The sequence below is a fragment of the Verrucomicrobiales bacterium genome (assembly GCA_016793885.1).
Taxonomy (GTDB): domain Bacteria; phylum Verrucomicrobiota; class Verrucomicrobiia; order Limisphaerales; family UBA11320; genus UBA11320.
Genome location: JAEUHE010000233.1, coordinates 1 through 17,151 on the forward strand (window position 1 = coordinate 1; position 17,151 = coordinate 17,151).

The 17,151-nt window shown below is 57.7% G+C and carries 20 protein-coding genes; 9 read left to right on the plus strand and 11 right to left on the minus strand.

Annotation, left to right across the window (positions count from 1 at the left end; translation table 11 throughout):
• A partial coding sequence (locus JNN07_25320; GenBank protein MBL9171078.1) for a hypothetical protein occupies window positions 1-185 on the minus strand: 185 nt, incomplete at its 3' end.
• Window positions 186-316: 131 nt separating this feature from the next.
• Here JNN07_25320 and tal point away from each other — a divergent pair.
• Together tal and JNN07_25330 are read left to right on the plus strand one after the other, a co-directional pair.
• Window positions 317-1,309, plus strand: coding sequence for a transaldolase (tal, locus tag JNN07_25325; GenBank protein MBL9171079.1), 993 nt, complete (start codon window positions 317-319; stop codon window positions 1,307-1,309).
• Window positions 1,310-1,324: 15 nt separating this feature from the next.
• Window positions 1,325-2,542 carry a hypothetical protein gene (locus JNN07_25330; GenBank protein ID MBL9171080.1) on the plus strand — a complete coding sequence of 406 codons (1,218 nt, stop codon included), beginning with the start codon at window positions 1,325-1,327 and terminating at the stop codon, window positions 2,540-2,542.
• Between the two features lie 22 nt (window positions 2,543-2,564).
• Here JNN07_25330 and JNN07_25335 read toward each other — a convergent pair whose 3' ends face one another.
• The 3 genes from JNN07_25335 to JNN07_25345 are packed head-to-tail and all read right to left on the minus strand — an operon-like array spanning window position 2,565 to window position 3,980.
• A complete protein-coding gene (locus JNN07_25335) occupies window positions 2,565-3,110 on the minus strand; it encodes an NUDIX hydrolase (GenBank protein MBL9171081.1) in 546 nt (181 codons plus the stop codon).
• Complete coding sequence (locus JNN07_25340) at window positions 3,107-3,304, minus strand: hypothetical protein (protein MBL9171082.1); 198 nt, start codon at window positions 3,302-3,304, stop codon at window positions 3,107-3,109. Before JNN07_25340 ends, JNN07_25335 begins: the two co-directional genes overlap by 4 nt.
• A 55-nt stretch (window positions 3,305-3,359) precedes the next feature.
• The gene (locus JNN07_25345) at window positions 3,360-3,980 is read right to left on the minus strand and encodes a peptidylprolyl isomerase (protein ID MBL9171083.1); all 621 of its coding nucleotides are present in this window, start codon (window positions 3,978-3,980) and stop codon (window positions 3,360-3,362) included.
• Between the two features lie 93 nt (window positions 3,981-4,073).
• Between JNN07_25345 and JNN07_25350 the strand changes: the two genes are divergently transcribed.
• The 3 genes from JNN07_25350 (at window position 4,074) to JNN07_25360 (ending at window position 6,928) form a co-directional block, all read left to right on the plus strand.
• Complete coding sequence (locus JNN07_25350; GenBank protein MBL9171084.1) at window positions 4,074-4,799, plus strand: FkbM family methyltransferase; 726 nt, start codon at window positions 4,074-4,076, stop codon at window positions 4,797-4,799.
• 150 nt (window positions 4,800-4,949) lie between these two features.
• Window positions 4,950-5,741: a hypothetical protein gene (locus JNN07_25355; GenBank protein ID MBL9171085.1), complete on the plus strand. Its 792-nt coding sequence runs from the start codon at window positions 4,950-4,952 to the stop codon at window positions 5,739-5,741.
• A 398-nt stretch (window positions 5,742-6,139) separates the two neighbouring features.
• Window positions 6,140-6,928 (plus strand): hypothetical protein, encoded by a 789-nt coding sequence (locus tag JNN07_25360; protein ID MBL9171086.1) that lies wholly within the window; start codon window positions 6,140-6,142, stop codon window positions 6,926-6,928.
• A 141-nt stretch (window positions 6,929-7,069) separates the two neighbouring features.
• On the opposite strand, the gene JNN07_25365 is transcribed toward JNN07_25360, so the two are convergent.
• The 7 genes from JNN07_25365 to JNN07_25395 form a co-directional block, all read right to left on the minus strand.
• Window positions 7,070-7,483 carry a hypothetical protein gene (locus tag JNN07_25365; GenBank protein MBL9171087.1) on the minus strand — a complete coding sequence of 138 codons (414 nt, stop codon included), beginning with the start codon at window positions 7,481-7,483 and terminating at the stop codon, window positions 7,070-7,072.
• A 328-nt stretch (window positions 7,484-7,811) separates the two neighbouring features.
• Window positions 7,812-9,017: a glycosyltransferase family 2 protein gene (locus tag JNN07_25370; GenBank protein MBL9171088.1), complete on the minus strand. Its 1,206-nt coding sequence runs from the start codon at window positions 9,015-9,017 to the stop codon at window positions 7,812-7,814.
• A 9-nt stretch (window positions 9,018-9,026) separates the two neighbouring features.
• Window positions 9,027-10,163, minus strand: coding sequence for a DegT/DnrJ/EryC1/StrS family aminotransferase (locus JNN07_25375; protein MBL9171089.1), 1,137 nt, complete (start codon window positions 10,161-10,163; stop codon window positions 9,027-9,029).
• Between the two features lie 3 nt (window positions 10,164-10,166).
• Window positions 10,167-10,895 (minus strand): cephalosporin hydroxylase family protein, encoded by a 729-nt coding sequence (locus tag JNN07_25380; GenBank protein ID MBL9171090.1) that lies wholly within the window; start codon window positions 10,893-10,895, stop codon window positions 10,167-10,169.
• A complete protein-coding gene (locus tag JNN07_25385) occupies window positions 10,892-11,644 on the minus strand; it encodes a hypothetical protein (GenBank protein MBL9171091.1) in 753 nt (250 codons plus the stop codon). The genes JNN07_25380 and JNN07_25385 overlap by 4 nt, the downstream gene beginning before the upstream one ends.
• Window positions 11,645-11,719: 75 nt before the next feature.
• Window positions 11,720-12,259, minus strand: a complete 540-nt coding sequence (gene rfbC / locus JNN07_25390) for a dTDP-4-dehydrorhamnose 3,5-epimerase (protein ID MBL9171092.1) — start codon at window positions 12,257-12,259, stop codon at window positions 11,720-11,722.
• Between the two features lie 21 nt (window positions 12,260-12,280).
• Window positions 12,281-14,203, minus strand: coding sequence for a M48 family metalloprotease (locus JNN07_25395; protein MBL9171093.1), 1,923 nt, complete (start codon window positions 14,201-14,203; stop codon window positions 12,281-12,283).
• Between the two features lie 206 nt (window positions 14,204-14,409).
• Between JNN07_25395 and rpmH the strand changes: the two genes are divergently transcribed.
• From rpmH to yidC, 4 genes are read left to right on the plus strand one after another with little or no spacing between them, the layout of a single operon-like run.
• Window positions 14,410-14,547: a 50S ribosomal protein L34 gene (rpmH, locus tag JNN07_25400; protein ID MBL9171094.1), complete on the plus strand. Its 138-nt coding sequence runs from the start codon at window positions 14,410-14,412 to the stop codon at window positions 14,545-14,547.
• An 11-nt stretch (window positions 14,548-14,558) separates the two neighbouring features.
• On the plus strand, window positions 14,559-14,930 hold the full coding sequence (rnpA, locus tag JNN07_25405) for a ribonuclease P protein component (protein MBL9171095.1): 372 nt from the start codon (window positions 14,559-14,561) through the stop codon (window positions 14,928-14,930).
• Between the two features lie 25 nt (window positions 14,931-14,955).
• A complete protein-coding gene (gene yidD, locus JNN07_25410; protein MBL9171096.1) occupies window positions 14,956-15,306 on the plus strand; it encodes a membrane protein insertion efficiency factor YidD in 351 nt (116 codons plus the stop codon).
• Between the two features lie 5 nt (window positions 15,307-15,311).
• Window positions 15,312-17,147: a membrane protein insertase YidC gene (gene yidC, locus JNN07_25415; GenBank protein ID MBL9171097.1), complete on the plus strand. Its 1,836-nt coding sequence runs from the start codon at window positions 15,312-15,314 to the stop codon at window positions 17,145-17,147.
• Window positions 17,148-17,151: the final 4 nt, after the last annotated feature.

Sequence of the window (17,151 nt, forward strand, 5' to 3'; positions counted from 1 at the left end):
GATGCCTCCGAGTCATTGGCCGCTTCCGCCAACGCCTCGATGGCCTCGGGCTTCTCCGAGGCGGCCAGCTTCTCGGCTGCCGCAATGCGCGACTCCGGCTTGCGTGCCTTGAGTTGTTGTATGGACCACCAGATCATCTGAACATCATCAGCTTCCTTCCCAGCGACCAAGTATTCCGTCGGCACTTCGCATGCCGCTCTTCAATGATCCGTCTAGCATAAATCATGCTTGCAAGAATCCGATTGGCATTCATCTCCCCATTTGCTCCTATCGGGGATCGGTGCATCCTTATGGCCTACTGTCCCATTATCATACTATGAACTCTGCAACGCCCCAGTCCTCCTCGCTCAACCAGTTGGAGCAGCTTAAACAGATGACCAAGGTGGTGGCTGACACCGGTGACTTCGCCACCTTGAAGCAGTTTGCGCCCCAGGATGCTACGACGAACCCCACCTTGATCCTCAAGGCCGCCCAGATGCCCGAGTATCGTCCCTTGGTGGACAAGGCGGTGCAGGATCACAAAGGCGCGGGGGGCTCCACCGAGGCCAAAGTGGGTCAGATCTTGGATTCTCTCCTGGTTGCTTTTGGGATGGAAATTTTAAAGATCGTCCCGGGCCGTGTCTCCACCGAGACAGACGCTGCCTTGTCCTTTGACGCCGACGGAATCGTAGCGAAATCGCGTCACCTCATCGATCTTTACGCTCGCCAGGGCATTTCGCGCGAGCGAGTGCTCATTAAGATTGCCTCTACCTGGGAAGGAATTCGGGCCGCTGAACAGCTCCAGAAAGAGGGGATTCAATGTAATCTTACCCTGCTGTTTTCGCTTCCGCAGGCAATCGCTTGCGCCGATGCCAAGGTTCGGCTCATCTCACCCTTCGTCGGAAGAATTCTGGATTGGCACAAAGCCAAAACCGGCAAGGACTACGTTGGTGCGGAGGATCCTGGCGTCCAGTCCGTTCAGAAGATCTACCAGTATTACAAGAAATTCGGCCACGCCACTGAGGTGATGGGCGCCAGCTTCCGTAATGTCGGGGAAATCGTTGAGCTCGCCGGATGTGACCTGCTGACCATCAGCCCGAACCTTCTCGCTGAACTGCAGAAGTCCGCGGCCCCGTTGGTTCGTAAGCTTTCTCCTGACGCCGCCGCGGGGAGCGACGCAACCAAACTGGTTTTGGATGAGAAGCGTTTTCGCTTCCTTTTCAATGAGGACGCGATGGCCACCGAGAAGACATCGGAAGGGATCCGGAGCTTTGTGGCCGACACCCTCAAGCTCGAGAAGTTCATTGCTGAACGGCTGGCCAGCGCTTGATGGCCCAGCCTCCCTATGCACGCCCGGAACGACCCTCCCACGGGTTACCTGCACCGGACCTATTCATCGCCGATCGATGATTCGGCACAACCGTTTGCACTTTGGGTGCCTCCGAGCTACTCAGCTCGAAAACAGTATCCGCTTATCGTCGCCCTCCATGGAATGGATGGCGATGAACGGATGATTCCCGAGGGTTGTTACGAGATTCCTCAGCGGGGGTTTAACCAGGAAGTGATTCTCTTGAGCGTGCTGGGCCGGGGCGATCTTGCTTTTGAAGGGCCGGGCGAAGCCGATATCTGGGATGCCATATCCTGGGTTAAGGCGCACTACCGCACTAACCCATGTCGACAGTACCTCACGGGCCTTTCAATGGGAGGCTACGCTACGTGGCGATTGGCGATGGACTATCCGGATCAATGGGCAGCGGTTGCGCCCATTTGTGGCGGGGGCGATCTGCACGGTCTTTCTGCTCTAGCGGACGTGCCGGTGTGGTGTGTGCATGGTCGGGACGACGAGTTTGTCAGTGTCGATGAGTCGAGGCGTATGGTGGACGAACTTCGCCGACTTGGCTTCCCGCATCGGTATGATGAACTGGAAGGTTGGCGTCACAACTCCTGGGACTGGCTCTACAACCCGGACCGGGAAGTTGACACCCTCGTGGACTGGTTTCTGCAACATAGAAAGTCACACCCTGCCCCGACGATTCAACATCCAAAGCGGCGCGGTGGCTTTAAGGATCTATTCCAGGAACGGCTCATCATTAGCTATCCGGCAGCAACTCCCATCCCGGGAGAGTCTGAGCTGCTCAAGGCGGAGGCTGAGCGCATCTCCGCCTATTCCTTTGGGGATTTTGTGATGCGAAAAGGTCGTTTGTTGGTTAAGTCCGATCAAGAGATCACGCCTCGCGACTTGGTGGATGCTAATCACCTGATGCTCGGACGAAACGACAACCATCCCTGGCTCGCCAAAGTGGAGCGGAAGCTAGCCACTCGCCACGTCCGAGGCGCACTCAAGGTCTTTGGCGACACATTTTTGGGAAAATCCCTGATTGCCGCCACCTGTCAGGTCAGTCCGTGGAACCGGGAGAAGCTGTTGGGTGTGATCACCTATCAGCAATTTCATCAGGTGCGGGGGATATGCGAGCGGCTCTGTGGGCCTATGGCCGATCCTCTCGCATTGAACCTTTTCGATACTGCTAGACGACGGTTTATCCGCCAGGAAGAGGCCCCCTAAGCTCGCTGATCCGGAGACGGTCTTATCGTCGACGGGCCAAGTCAAAGTGATACAGCGCCACGACCACGATCGCGTGCCGAATTTTTCCAGTGCGAACGAGGTCGGGGACCTCCTTGAGCGGAACGAGGTGCGTGACGAGATCCTCGCCTGGATCCAGCTCGGTCGGATGCTTGAGTTGGCAGTCCTCCACGAACACCGTGTAGCAGCGGTTGTTCATGATGGCCGGGTTGGGAAAGATCTCCCCGAGCAGCTTCGGTGGCTTTCCCGCATACCCGGTTTCTTCCCGCAGCTCGCGTTCGGCTGTCATCAGCGGCGATCCATCCTCGGCATCCATGACCCCGCCTGGGACTTCCAGTTCGACGGTCTCGGATCCGTGCCGGAACTGCTCCACCATCACGAGGTGATCATCCGGAGTGACGGCGATGATGTTCACCCAATTGCGGGTGTTGATTACAAAGAAATCGTGTTCCTCTCCGGTGCGCGGGGAGGTCTTGCGATCACTGTGCACCGTGAAGATGCGAAAGTCGCCTACCTGTTTGCGGTTCCGGCTGGGCCAGGGTTTGATCATAAGCCTTTTTCCTTTGCTGCCCAGCCCTGCCGCATGAGGCCGAGCAGATGGATCATAGCCTCCTCGTAAGTTCGAGGGGGTTCTTGGCTGCTCAATTGTCGCGCCCGCTTGTCCAACTGAGCCGCCATTTCGGCGGCTTTCTCAGGAGGGCAGCCGAGGGAGCAGAGGGCCTGCGCCAATTGTTCGAGGTTCATAAAGCAGAAAAGCGCGGGCGGAGCCTCAGCCCGCCCGCGCTTCGATTGAAAACGATTACTTGATCGTGCTGGCGTCCACGATCTTGATGCTCTCCACGTTCACGCGCTGCGCGGGACGATCGCGAGGAACGGTGGGAACCGTGGCGATCTTCTCCAGGACATCATCGCCCTTGAGGAGCTTTCCGAACGCCGTGTATTGGCCGTTCAGATGGGAGGGGCTGCCGTGACAGATGAAGAACTGGCTGCCGGCGGAATCGGGATCCGAGGAGCGTGCCATCGACAGGACGCCCCGATCGTGATTCTTGGCGTTGAACTCGGCCTTGATCTTGTAGCCGGGATCGCCGGTGCCCCAACGCGCCATGTCGGCGTCTTTCTTGGTCAGCGGATCTCCGCCCTGGATCATGAATCCGCGGATGACCCGGTGGAAGCAGGTGCCGTCATAGAAGCCCTTCTTGGCCAGCGTCTTGAAGTTTTCAACGGTTTTGGGGGCCACATCAGGCCAGAACTCGACGACCATTTCCCCTAGACTGGTCTTAATCACGGCGACTTCGGTAGTGTTCACGGTATTCTTTTTTTCCTCAGTTTTGGTTTCCTTCTTCGCCTCATCGGCAGCGAAGGCGACTTGTGCCATCGCCATGCTCAGCAGGACGGTGCAGGTGATAATCAGCTGTTTCATAGCCCGCTCTGTGTGCCAGGAAGTCGGTGGATTGTCACGCGTAGAAATCCTGCGTATTGCCACGGACGCTGCTTTGTGGACAACTAACGGGGCATGGCGCAGATATCCCCAGAGAGCGTTCCGGTCCTCGATCGTTGGCCGGTTGGCAAGAGGCTATTCTTTCGACTCAACCCGCAGTTGCGGCGTGCCCATCGCCTCTTCCGTGCGTTTCCAGTCCTCCCGTATCGACATTTTCTAGATGTCGGGGCGTTCGAAGGTGAGTTCACTGACAGTGTGCTGAGTTATTTCCAGCCCGACCGTGTCTGGCAGGTAGAGGCGGATCCTGACCAGTCCGGACTTTTGCAGGCGAAGTATCGTGAAGAGTCTCGGGTGAAGGTGATTCCCGCCGCGATAGCCGATCAATCCGGGACCCTGGAGTTCCACGTCAATCAGCATCGGCCATCCAGTTCTTTGATCCCCATCGCCTCGAGCGCCGCGGGGGTCTTCCAGAAGGAGATGAACGAAGCACGGGTCGTGCGGGTGCCTGCTCTCAGCTTGGATGAACTGTTTGAGAAGGAAGCATTGCCCGACATCGATTTGATGAAGGTGGACATCCAAGGGGCGGAGCGCTTGTTGATTCAGGGAGGGACCAAGTCTTTGAAGCGTATCCGACTGGTGTTCATGGAAGTGTGGTTCCAGGAATGCTATCAGGGATCGGCGTTGTTCCCGGAAGTTCAAACCATGATGACTGGCTCAGGTTTCAAGCTTCGCTCCTTCCATGAGTTTCGCAAGGGCTCAGACGGGAACCTCGTTTACAGCAACGCGTTGTACTATCGGTAACTGTCGGCCTGCTTCGTCCTGTGGACGGACCCTTGCAGAACTTGTCACGAAAGTGAAATCCGTGGTCAATCGACTCCCGGTTCTAGGCTTCGCGGTGTCATCCTGCAAATTCACTCAAGTGTCGATCCTCCGGGCCGATGTCCTTGACACATGAGTTTATTTATTCGTACGGCGGTCGAGATGCTTCCCCCCTTTGCTCTGGGTAACCCTTCCCGCCTCAGCTGCTGTCTGAGCGTCGCCTTGTTTGGCGCTGCCGCGCTGACTGCGTCAGCCCAGATCGTTCAAACCGACTATGTCTCCGCTACCGCCTCCATCCCGGGTGGTCTTACGCTTTCGGCGACCGATTTACTCCAGACCCAGCTTGCCTCTGCGGCGAGGTCGGCGTCGGGCGACGCCGCTTTTTACCGCGAGGAGAGCGGTTACACCGTGGATCTTTCCCGTTTGAGTGACGGACAGTTCGGGACCTATGGTTCGAGTGGTCTGGGCGGTGACGGCAACTATACGGTCATGCCGAACAATGTAACCCTTACCTTCACCTTCGACACAAGCGTCAACACCTTGGGCTATTCACTCTCTGCCATACGTACCTTTGCGAGTTGGGATGATGGTCGCGATGGTCAGAGCTATTCTGTGAAGTATGCCACCGTGTTTGCGCCTTCGACCTTCAACACCCTCCATACGATCACCCCCTACAACCCCTCCGGACTGGACGATCCCGCCAACACGTTAGTCGAGTTAACCCCAACAGTTGGATACCTCGCCGAGAATGTGTCCGGGCTGCAGTTCGTCTTTAGCGGGTTTGAGAACAGCGGGACGGCATACCGTGAGGTGGACGTCACAGGCATCGCCACCCCCATCCCCGAACCCTCCATCTATGGGGTCGTTTTGTGCATGGTCGCTCTGCTCGTCCGTAGCAAGTCGTGGCGCCGCTCTGGCGCGTGACTGCCCAGTCTACGCATTCAGTCCGATTCGAACACACCGAGAATGTTTGCCAGACGGCGCTCGTTCCTATTTCCAAAACCGTCCACCGATTATTTCATACGTACGTACTAAATAATCCGTTGGCCCTCGGTTTTCTGTTCCTGCACGTGTGGGGGGCACCGCATCCGGTTTCGTTGCCCAGCGCCCACTTAGCAAGGGCAAACCGCCAGAGCCCTCCTTGTCTCCTCAAATCCCTAGGTCACGCCTGCCCGATTATTTCGTACGTACGTATGGAATAATCCGTAAAGTCCCTCGCTCGCGGGGTGACTTTCGACCGACCGGCCTCCCGCCTGGCCCCGCCTGGTTCTCTTGAATAGGACTAGCCACCGAGTGGGGCAGGTCGTAAGATAGCCTTCTTCATGAAGGAGAAAACGGAGGAGCTGCTTTACCATATGTTGTGGGCCTGTGACATGCTTTGGCGCCCAAGCTTCAGGCATGTTTTTGAGTCATTCGAGGGTTGGGCCTATCGGAACGGAATGATGAGGCAACTCGCGGAACTCGAACGGAGGAAGTTGATTGAGCGTCACTCGGAAGGGCTTAAGCCGGCGTTTCGACTCACAGAGATGGGAGTTTCCTGTGCTCTGGGCGGTGAAGATCCTGAAGCCCGCTGGAATCGACCTTGGCAGGGACGCTGGCACTTGGTGCTTTTCGATGTTCCTAACATCCACACCTCCCTTCGAAACACTCTCAGGGATCGGCTGCGAGACTCCAAACTAGGGTGGTTGCAGCGGAGCGTGTGGGTGAGCCCTGATCCCGTAACCCTGGACAGCCTTGGCTTAACCCGGGTTCGGGCTGCTGTAGAGTCTTTGATCCTTCTGGAAGCCTCGCCATCGACCGGAGAAACCGACGCAGAGATTGTGCTAACGAGTTGGGATTTTCCGCGGATCAATGAACTTTACGAGCAGCATTCGGTCGTGCTCACTCAACAACCTCAGATCGCTCAGCGAGATGCAGCCGCCGCAGAGCAATGCAGATCGTGGGCTGCAGCTGAACGGGCAGCATGGCTGGCGGTCTGTCAGTGCGATCCGTTCCTACCGAGGGAGCTATTGCCTGAGGGGTATCAGGGGTGCCTGGCCTGGGAACGGCGCAAACTGCGTCTGCGAGACTTCGGTGCCCAGCTACGCGCCTTCGGAACAATGAAGCCCTAGCTCGGGAGCCAATCACCAGAGCGAGCATTTCAACCGATAGCCCGCTTTGCTCGGGCTACCGATTATTCCATACGTACGTATGGAATAATCGGTACGACCGGATTCAGGGCTAAACCTTTGGCTGGTTGGTCCAAGAAAAAGCTACGCTTCGCTGGTCAAAGCCCTCCTGAATTCCTCGAAAGCTAAATAGCACTCATCGACTGAGTTCCAGCTCCACTCCTTCCCCTTCTTCAAGGCCCTGAATCTCTTCAGGTAGGTTGTCCACGAGCTCGTGACCGATGGTTTCAGCCTTTCGGATTGAGTAGTCATTTCATCCGCCAGCACCCTACTCACCATCTCGATGCTGCCAAAGAAATTCCCCGTCAGCGAGCTTCGAATATCGGGTGGCCTGGACGTTGTGAAGGAACGAAAGCGCCCCCAAAAATCGGCGAGGTGGTTGGTCATATACTGGAGCTTATCGGCCGAGCTCAAGCTGAGCTTTCGCAGATCGCGGAGATACAGTCTGCGCATGTTCCAGGCCTCGATTCGAATCAGCAGCTGTCTTGGGAGGTTCATGGCGGTTCCACTATTGTAGTGTGGGACAGGCTGGGCGTCGCCACAAATTGTAGTCGGGCCCGCTGCGCTCGAGGTGCTGGGAAAACGTCCAACATGGACGACGCTAGTTGTAGTGTGGGCCGTGTCGGCCCATGGGTGCTACAAATGCGAACCAGGTGATGAAAATGGCCACCGCCTTCTGAGAAGGGCGGATGGCGACGGATGATATTCAATCACATCGCCGTCCTACCAAAGGAGCGGCCTTGCAGCCCTTGTGGATTCGTTGGCGATTTTTCCGGAGCTGGAGCCTCAGTCTGCGGGGTGATGCGCCGTTGGCGCGGAGTTGCTGCTAGCGCGCTTCGCGCTGGGCAGCTTGCCGAGCGGTGTATTCGCCGTCGATGTAGGACATCGCGTCAGGAAACTGCCAGGCGGGATCTTTGGTGATTCGCTTGCGGACAAAGGCTTTCACCGTTCGTTCCATCGCGGGGACTCCCAGCGCGTTCCCGGTCGCTTTGATCGCTCGTTTGATCCAGGGGCCCCCCGATTCCTTACCAATGATCTCACGGGTGGCTTGTTGCACCTCGCTAGGTTGCTCACCAAAGGCGCGATTCCACTCGGCTAACTCCACGGTCATATCCGCGCCGAAGCTGACGCTCAGCTGCATGGCGAGGTAGCTCTCGGAAAAATACATGGGCCACGAGAGGTTGTGGTTGGAAAGCCGCTCTCTGACGAGGGCCTGCACATGCAGGTAATCGTTATAGATGCTCCCGGGAATCGTCCGCGCCTTCACGGGCACCCAGTCGTAATAGATGCTCTCCTTGCCGCCCAGTTCCTTGGTGAAAGCCTGCGCGGCTGGCAGTTTCAGAATGCTCGCTTGTCCGTTGCTGTGCTTTTTGGTGACGAACACGACTAACGCCTCATGGATATGCAGGACCGCATCGGCGTAAGCCAGTTGAAGAAAGGCAAGGGTGTAATCGGGGGAGACCGGCGGGCACAGCCGTCCCATAGGCCCGCTCTTGATCTTTCGCAGGAGCGATTGGTGAATGCAGCCGAAGTGCGGGATGGGCAGCAGTCGGACATAGTCACGCCGCGGACGGCTGACGAACGATCGCAAAATGTCGTCGGAGGAGCGGAACTCAGCCTGGTTGTTTCCTTCGCTCTTCCAGACTCGGGGTGTGTCAGTTAGATCGTCGAAGAAATCGTTGAGCCAGCGAACGGATTGAGGCTTGTGACGTTCGACCTCGATGGCGAGTCGTTCAAGAGCGTGGCGCTTCAGCGCCTGTTTGTCTTCGATCAGACAAACGTAATCGGCCCTGGCTTGATCGAATGCAAAGTCCCAGTTGTCCGGCATCGAGCGGTTGCCGGAACGCACGTAGCGAAATCGTGGATCGGTGAAGCCAGCAGCAGCCTGGCGCGTGGCGTCGCCGTCGTCATTGTCGATGAGAACGACCTCGAAGTCCTCGAAGGTCTGTTGCAGGACGCTCCGAATGGCGTTGGGGATGAGGAAACTTCGTCCTTTCGTGGGAATCAGAACGCTAAAGAGAGGAGTCTTCATCGAAGCAAGTTAGTGGGTTCCTGAGCGGCTCAGGATTTTTTTGAAGGCTTCGGACACGCGCTTCACTTGCTCGGGCTGCAGGTTCAGGCCCGACGGAAGATTGATGCCGTAGGGACTGATGCGATAGCACACCCGATTTCGCTGGCGGGCCTTCTCCGCCTCTGCGCTGGCGGCATAGGCCGGGATGCTGCTGAGTGGATGAAAGAACGGTCGGGTGTCGATGCCTTCGGCGCTCAGCTGCTCCATGAGCTGTTCCTTGGGCAGCCCTAGGGACGGATCTAACACTGCGGTGACCATCCAGTAGGCGCTGCGCGTCTGGGGTGCTTCTTGGTTGAGTTGGACGCCGGGGATGCCGCCGAGAGCATCGCGGTACCACGAAAAAATCTCCCGCTTGCGAACGATCAGTTCCTCGATGCGCTCCACCTGGGCCAGGCCCAACGCGGCCTGCATGGAGCTCATCTTGTACTTCCACGCCACTTCCGTGTTGTAGAACATTCGATCACCTGGAGGTCGTCCATGGTCGCGGAGGAACAGTGCGCGGTCGCGAATGTCCTGTCGGGCGGTCACCAGCATGCCCCCTTCGCCTGTGGTCAGGGTTTTGGATCCGTGGAAACTGAAGACGCCGGCGTCGCCAAAGCTGCCCGCTTTGCGTCCATGATACTCGGCTCCGGCAGCCTCAGCGGCATCCTCAATCACTGCGATTCGATGCCGCTTGGCCACGTCGAGAATCCCATCCCAATCGGCCATGTTGCCATAGAGATCCACCGGAATCACCGCTTTGGTGCGTGGCGTGATGCAGGACTCAAAGGACTTCGGACAAAGACACCAGCTCTGGGCATCGATGTCAGCGAACACCGTGGTGGCGCCGACGTAAGTGATCGGGGCTGCGGAGGCAATCCAAGTTCCGTCGGGCACGATCACCTCATCGCCTGGCCCGACACCCAGCGCCATCAAAGCGAGATGGATGGCGGAAGTGCAGGAGGGAAGAGCGATCGCATGGGGAACGCCGACGTGAGCGGCGAACGCCTTTTCAAAGCGGTCGTTGTAGACATTCGCTTGCGAATACCAGGCGTTCGTGACCGCATCGGTCACGTAGCGAATCTCTTTTTCCGTGATCCAAGGACCTGAGACAGGGATACGTTCCATGGCCTAATCCCGCACACACTTGAGATAACCCTCGGGGGCTACCGTGATCTGGAGTTTGTTCTGAATCTCTTCGTCGACGATGAACCGGCTGTTGGTCTTGAGAAACTCGCGCACCGCGGTCTTGGGATTGTTGCCCTTGCCCCAAGGCCGGTCGACGATGGCCGAAGGTTGCAGGTCTTCGATGACGGTATCGAACACCAGGAGGTAGCTATCCTTGGTGACGAGTTGGGAGTAGAGTTTCAGCTCGTCGCGAACATGATCGTGGGTGTGATTGGAATCCAGGATGACCAAGATGCGCTGCTTGCCGCGTGCGAAGTCGTAGACTTGTTGAGCGATCTGCGGATCGATCGAGGATCCTTGGATCATGGTGATCCGTTTGGCCATGGGATGCTTCTCGATCTCGACCCGGTTGTGGGCGCGAATATCGATGTCCAGTCCCAGCACCTGTCCATCGCCACCGATGAGCTCGAGCATGGAGGCGGAGAAAATCAGAGAGCCACCGTGGGCGATCCCGGTCTCAAGAATGAGATCCGGCTTCACCTTCCAGATGATCTCCTGCGTCGCGAGCACATCCTGGGGGAACTGGATGATGGGGCGTCCCATCCAGGTAAAGTGGTAGGAGTATTCGTGTTTCGTGGTGGCGTCGAACCATTGGCGAGTCAGGGCATGAAGCTCCCGGTCCTCGCCCATTTTGGCGATCATGTCGCGATTGCGCTCTTCAAAGGTGCTCATCGTGTGCGTTTTCGAATCTCGATTCTGACCTCGTACGTTTCGCCGTCGTCGCTGAACCACGCCCCGGGATGCGGCGGATAAGTACGGGCCCTCAACAGATTCAACAGAGAACGTCCCGAATAACTCTTATCCAAGTCAATCTCAGAAGCGGGCTCCAGTTCCTTACCCAGGTGGAACGTGCCGGCGGACAGATCCTGGGCTCGCCGAGGAATTCGACCGGATACGATTTCATCGAAGTGATCGCGGAAGAGCTCCACCAAAGTTTGTTTCCCCTTCTCGTGCAAGGTTTTCGCAGTGTCTTCCCATCCCGTCGGGATGCTACGTTGGTACGCGATCTCCCCGGCATCGATCTGGGGCGTAATGAAATGCAACGTTACTCCGTAGGGCGTGCCTTCGACCAAGCTCCAAAAATTCGGGTGCTTTCCCCGATTATAGGGCAGCAGGCTGGGGTGGAAGTTGAGAAACCCTAAGCGGGACAGGCTGATGAGGGAGGATTTTAGCAGATAGGGCCACCACGCGAGGATCCCGAGGTCCAGTCCGAGAGCGCGGATCGTGTTGAGGGCTTCCTCTGAGCTCAAGGAGTCGCTTAACAGCACGACCTTAGCCTTCGCCATCGTTTGGAGTTCGGTGTTCAGCTTTAGAGGGTCCGCGGCGTCGAGCACGAGCAGATCGGGGCGGAGTTGTCGTTCGGCGAAGAGGCTGACGATGTCGCGTCCGACGCGGTCCGCTGCAAAGAGGGCTATGCGCATGGAATGAGAGTTTCGAAGGGGTTGGCTAAGCGGGACCGAAGTTGCCGCCAAGACTGGCACTGGAGGGGCGCGTTGTCATGACTGGAGAGAGGACAGTTCGGGTAGTCCGGCGTCCCGGGATGAAAGCTGCGGATTGGAGATCGGCCATGGGATCGCCAATTTTCGATCGTCCCAGCGAACCCCCCTGGCCAGGTCGGGGACATAGAACTCAGACATCTGGTAGAACAGGCCGGCATCCTCAGTCAGGCACTGGAACCCATGCGCGTAGCCGGCAGGAACGTAGAGCTGGTCGGGCTGTTCCGCCCTCAGCTCGAAAGCTTCCCACTTGCCGAAGGTGGCGGAGTTGGGGCGGACATCCACCAAGACATCGAACACCGCTCCGGAAACACAGCGGATCAATTTGATCTCGGGGTGCGGATGTGCTTGATAGTGGAGCCCGCGCAACATGCCGCGCTGGCGGGTCAGCGTGGTGTTGCATTGCACCCAGCGGGTGTTCAGCCCGTGGGCGGCGAATTCCTGCTCGCAGTAGGTTCTGATGAAATGCCCCCGCTCATCAGCACGGGGATCCAACGGGATTCGCCAGACGCCGGGCAGGGTGGTGAGGTGGAACTGCATGGGGTTGATGGACCGTTACCGTTACTTCAGCTTGGGACGCGTGTAGACCGGGTTTTGGGGCACAGCGAACACTTTCTTCGCTACCGCCTTGAGTTCTTTCTCATCGATAAAGACCAGGAAGTGGCCGGGTAGCTCGATCTTCTCAGCGACACGGGCCGCCAATTTCTGGTTAGCCTCCTCGCTGCGGAACTTCCATTGGGATATTCTCAATCGCACCGCGATGACATAGCACGCACTGGTGGGGAAATGAGACACCTTTTTCTTCGCCACGGCTGCGGAGCCGATGTCGGCCTCCGACTCTAGGATGGATTGAACGGATTGCAGTTGCGCGGCGGTGAGGTCGGCGGGTTCGAAGGTATCAGACTCTTTCACGTTGGATCGCTCCACTTGGGCCTTTTGAGATTCCTCCTGAAACTGGTCCATCCGTTCTTCCAGGGGGCGGAGTTGGTCGCGTTGTCCGGTTCGCGTGAAATGGGCATAAAGCGCATTGCAAGCTTCTGGAGTTACGGTGGGATCCTGCTTCATGGCGGTTTCCATATAAGTGATCCCCGCGGGGTCGTCCTTCTCCAGGTGGTGCCTGCCGTAAACGAAATTGGCCGAAGCATGCTCGGGATTCCGCGCTAGAATCTGTTCCACGACGGGTAGTGCCACGGAATCATCGTGCAGTTGAATCAACTTATTGGCCTTTTTCCATAGAATTTCGGTATCCGCCGCTTCGGTCGATGCCACGGTCTCTAGAGTGGCGAGTTCTTCACTGGCCTTTTGCACTTCGGCATGTCGCTCTTTCCAGCCGGGTTCGACCAACTTCTGCCATTCCTGGCTGATGGCTGTCTCGAGGACGGCCTCGTGGGCGCCGAGGAACGTTTCGGCTGCGCTGGGGCCCGACCGGGGGGGAGCGGATTGGGGGAAGATCCCTTGTTCGATCCCCTCCGGCAGGCTGCCGATTGCGCGCAGGCGGTCTTTAAGGCAGGGGTGGGTGTCGCTATTGTTGGTTTCGGCGAGGAAGGCCTGCCGCAGCCACTTGGCGGCATCCTCCGGCGAGGGACCGGCCGCGATCGTCTGGCGGATGGACTGTGCCATGTCGGACGGGGGCGTGTTGAGGTCGTTGGCCTTCGTATACAGGGATGGCCAGAATTTTTCCGTCAGGAGGCTGGCATCGACAGGGAGCCGCATGAGCGCACTGGCGGCCGATTGGGCTCCGGCCAAGCGGACGGAACAGGCATCCGCTTCATACTCATTCACGCGGGACAGTACAAAGGCGTGGGCATTGAACACCGGCCAGAACCATCGCACGAACACCCGGAGCACCCCGGCTCCGCTGACCTCGCGGCTCGCCATATGGTCAAAGATCCTTTCCCAGCTGCGTCGCACCCGATAGAGCCAATTTCCGAAGCGTCCGTGGCCTTTGGACGAGTGAGCGAATTCGTGGGCCAACACCGCTTTGAATTCATCGGGAGACAGGCTTTGCAGGAGTGGGAGGCCCAATAGGAGGTAGTTGCGATGCCAACCAAAGACCCCCAAGCGGGGGATTTGCATGACCGCGGCATTGTAATCGTTCACCGCCAGAACTTCGTGAAAGGAGCTGCACTGGAGGGTGTTGCGAAGGTGGTCGAGCATCTCGAACAATCGGGGCGCCTGCTCACGAGAGATGGGAATTCCTTCTGGTTTTTCGAAGCGGACCCACAATCCCCGGATGACGGCCCAGGCCAGTCCGCCGAAAATCAAAATCCCGGCGATACCGAGCTTGATGGCGGCGGCATTGTGAAAGGTGACAATCACATAGAGTGTCCCCAGGGTAAGCGCGATGCAGAGCAGGAGCACCAAGCCCAGGTAACCGTAGGCCAGCAGCACCAAGCTGACGACGCGAACGACATAGCCGGATGGGTTACGTTGGGAGATCTCCTCGAGTCGCTTGACCAGGGCGTCAAAGTCGTCGCGTGACATGATCTGAGTCTGTCGACCCCGTTTTGAGAATCAATCTGATTTTGCATGGTAGCTTGACACCCCCCCTTTCATTGATAGGCTCCCCCGTTCTGCATCCCGGGGAGCATTGTCTTCCTGTGGTTGGGGTCGTCGGTGCAGGGTGGGCGGACCACTGTCGACGACCACTGTTAGGTGACCTATATATAGACTGATATCAATTCGAGCACATGAAACGCACGTATCAACCCTCCAAAGGGCGCCGGAAGCGGCAGTATGGTTTTCGGGCGCGCAGCGCATCTAAAAGCGGTCGTATGGTGATTGCGCGCCGGCGTCGCAAGGGACGGAAGAAGCTGTCTCCGGTTTAAGCTGCGTTTGCATGTCTGACGCTCCTCCAGGCGGCTCGTTTGCTCTGCCGGCGGAGCGGCGCATTAAACAGTCCCGGGAGTTTGCTCGAATCAAGTCGAATGGACGGCGCCTGAGTTTGGGATGTCTTGTTCTGAACTGGATCGTTAGTTCCAGCGGGCTTTCCCCGCGACTTGGGGTGGTTGTCAGCCGCAAGGTTGGCAACGCCGTGGTTCGGAACCGGGTGAAAAGGTATATGCGCGAGTCATTTCGTTTGCATCAAGCCGAGTTGCCCCAGGCATTGGAGCTCGTTTTGGTAGCCCGCCCCTCCAGCGCTCGGAAACCTTTTTCCGACGTGGAGCGGGATTTTTTGGCTGCCTTAAAGCAGGCACGGATCACGAATTGAGACTGAGCGGCATTTGATGGGCGCGATGAACCTGCTGACAAAAAGTCTTTGCCTGATGGTTCGAGGCTATCGGTTGGTCATCTCTCCCGTGTTTGTGGCCTTATTTGGGCCCACGGGGTTGGGATGCCGGTATGTACCGACGTGCTCGGCCTATGCTTTGGATTCGCTGCAGAAGCACGGTGCCCTTCGGGGCTGTTGGCTGACCCTCTGTCGTCTGGCGCGTTGTCATCCCTGGGGTGACTGCGGGCACGATCCCGTGCCGGAGCCGGACCAGTTTTCATGGACAGGACGTGGAGCCGGGTGCCGATGCAGGCACTCTGAGGGTTCCCGGCCCGCTAGGACCACCCTCTCTGATCCCTCGATCGCTTCCTTTTAATTTAAATGGATCGTAAAGCCATCATCGTCATCGCCCTTTCGATCGCCCTGCTGTTTGCCTGGCCGTCGCTTTTCAACCGTCTGTACCCGCCGATCCCAGGGAGCGCTACCAATCGGGTTGCCTCGGTTTCGGCAGTGGCTACGAATCAGGCATCTCCGGCGGTGGCTTCGCCCTCGGCGATTTCCCTTCCCGTCGCCCCCACCAACAGCCTCGCCGCGGTGGCGGTGGTAAAGCCGGGGTCACCCGAGCAAACCGTCGTGGTGAGCAATTCTTTGGTTCGCTACACCTTCACCTCTCATGGTGGGGGTATCAAGTCGGTGGACTTGTTCAAGTATCCCGAGACGGTCGACTGTAATAAACAGGATGAGAAATCGGTGGCCAGACTAGCGAGCCTCAACGGAACGGGGACGGTGGCGGCGATGTCGCTATCCGGAGATCCCGCGCTGCTGGGGGACGGGGTTTTCGCCCTGCAGGCAACGTCGCAGGGAGTGCGTGCGGAGAAGCAGTTAGCTAACGACCTGGTGTTGGTGAAGGATTTTCAGCTGGCATCGAACTATCTGATGACCTGCACGCTCCGCCTGGAAAACCGCTCGGCCCAGCCTCAGACAATTTCCCAGCATGAGGTAGTGGTGGGGACTGCCTATCCCATGGATGCGCAGGACGATGGCACCAAGGTTGGCTTCTATTGGGGCCGAGCTCAGGCCGTCGAACACATCACCAGCTCTTGGTTCAAGAACGCCTACCTGGGATGCATTCCTGGAACACCCAGAGCTTTGTATCAGGATGGTTTGAGCAATGTGACCTGGGCGGCGGTTCACAACCAATTCTTCACCATGGCGGCGATTCCGAAGGAGCCGGCTCAGTCGGTGGTGGGCAGAGAGCTCAAGTTGCCTCCGCCTTCCGCGGAAGTGCTCCAGGCGACGCCTAGTGCTAACAAACATCCGGTTGCCTACCAGACTTCGTTTCTGTATCCGGGCGTGACCATTCCTGCGAACAATGCCCTGGAGCGGCAGTTTTCAATCTATTCGGGACCGAAGGAATATTACGCGCTGTCCAAGTTGGGCGCGCAATTCAAGTTCGATTTGGACCAGGTCATGGGCTTCGATCAGGTCCTGTTCGGATCCTTCTCTGGGTTTTTCGCCAAGATTCTCTTGCTCGCCATGAATGGCTTGCACAGCTTGGGCATCAGCTATGGTCTTACCATTGTGGTGATTACGGTGCTGATCAAGCTCCTGTTCTGGCCCTTGACCCAGGCCAGCACGCGCTCCATGAAGCGGATGCAGGCACTGCAGCCGGAGATGAAAGCTCTCCAGACCAAGTACAAGGACGATCCCGCGAAACTGAACAAGAAGATGATGGAGTTTTGGAAGGAGCACAAAGTCAGCCCCTTCGGCGGATGCTTGCCGGTGCTCCTGCAGATGCCGGTGTTCATCGGATTCTTCGCCATGATCCAAACCGCCATCGAGCTCCGCGGGGCCAGCTTCCTCTGGGCATGCGATCTCACCCGGCCCGACACGTTGTTCATGATTCCGGGCATTTACTTCCCGTTCAACCTCATGCCGCTGCTAATGGGAGTGACCATGTTCTGGCAAGCCAGGTTAACTCCGGCCGCTCCAGGGATGGATCCAATGCAGGCGAACATGATGAAGTACATGCCGCTGATGTTCCTGGTCATGCTGTATAATTTCTCCTCCGGCTTGACCCTTTACTGGACGGTTCAGAACCTGTTAAGCATCCTTCAGATGAAGCTGACCAAAGCTCAGGATGAGAAACAACAGGCCCAGCTGCCGACCAAACCGCCCGGTGCTGGTGGTTCCACCAACGCACGCAAGAAATCCTAATCCT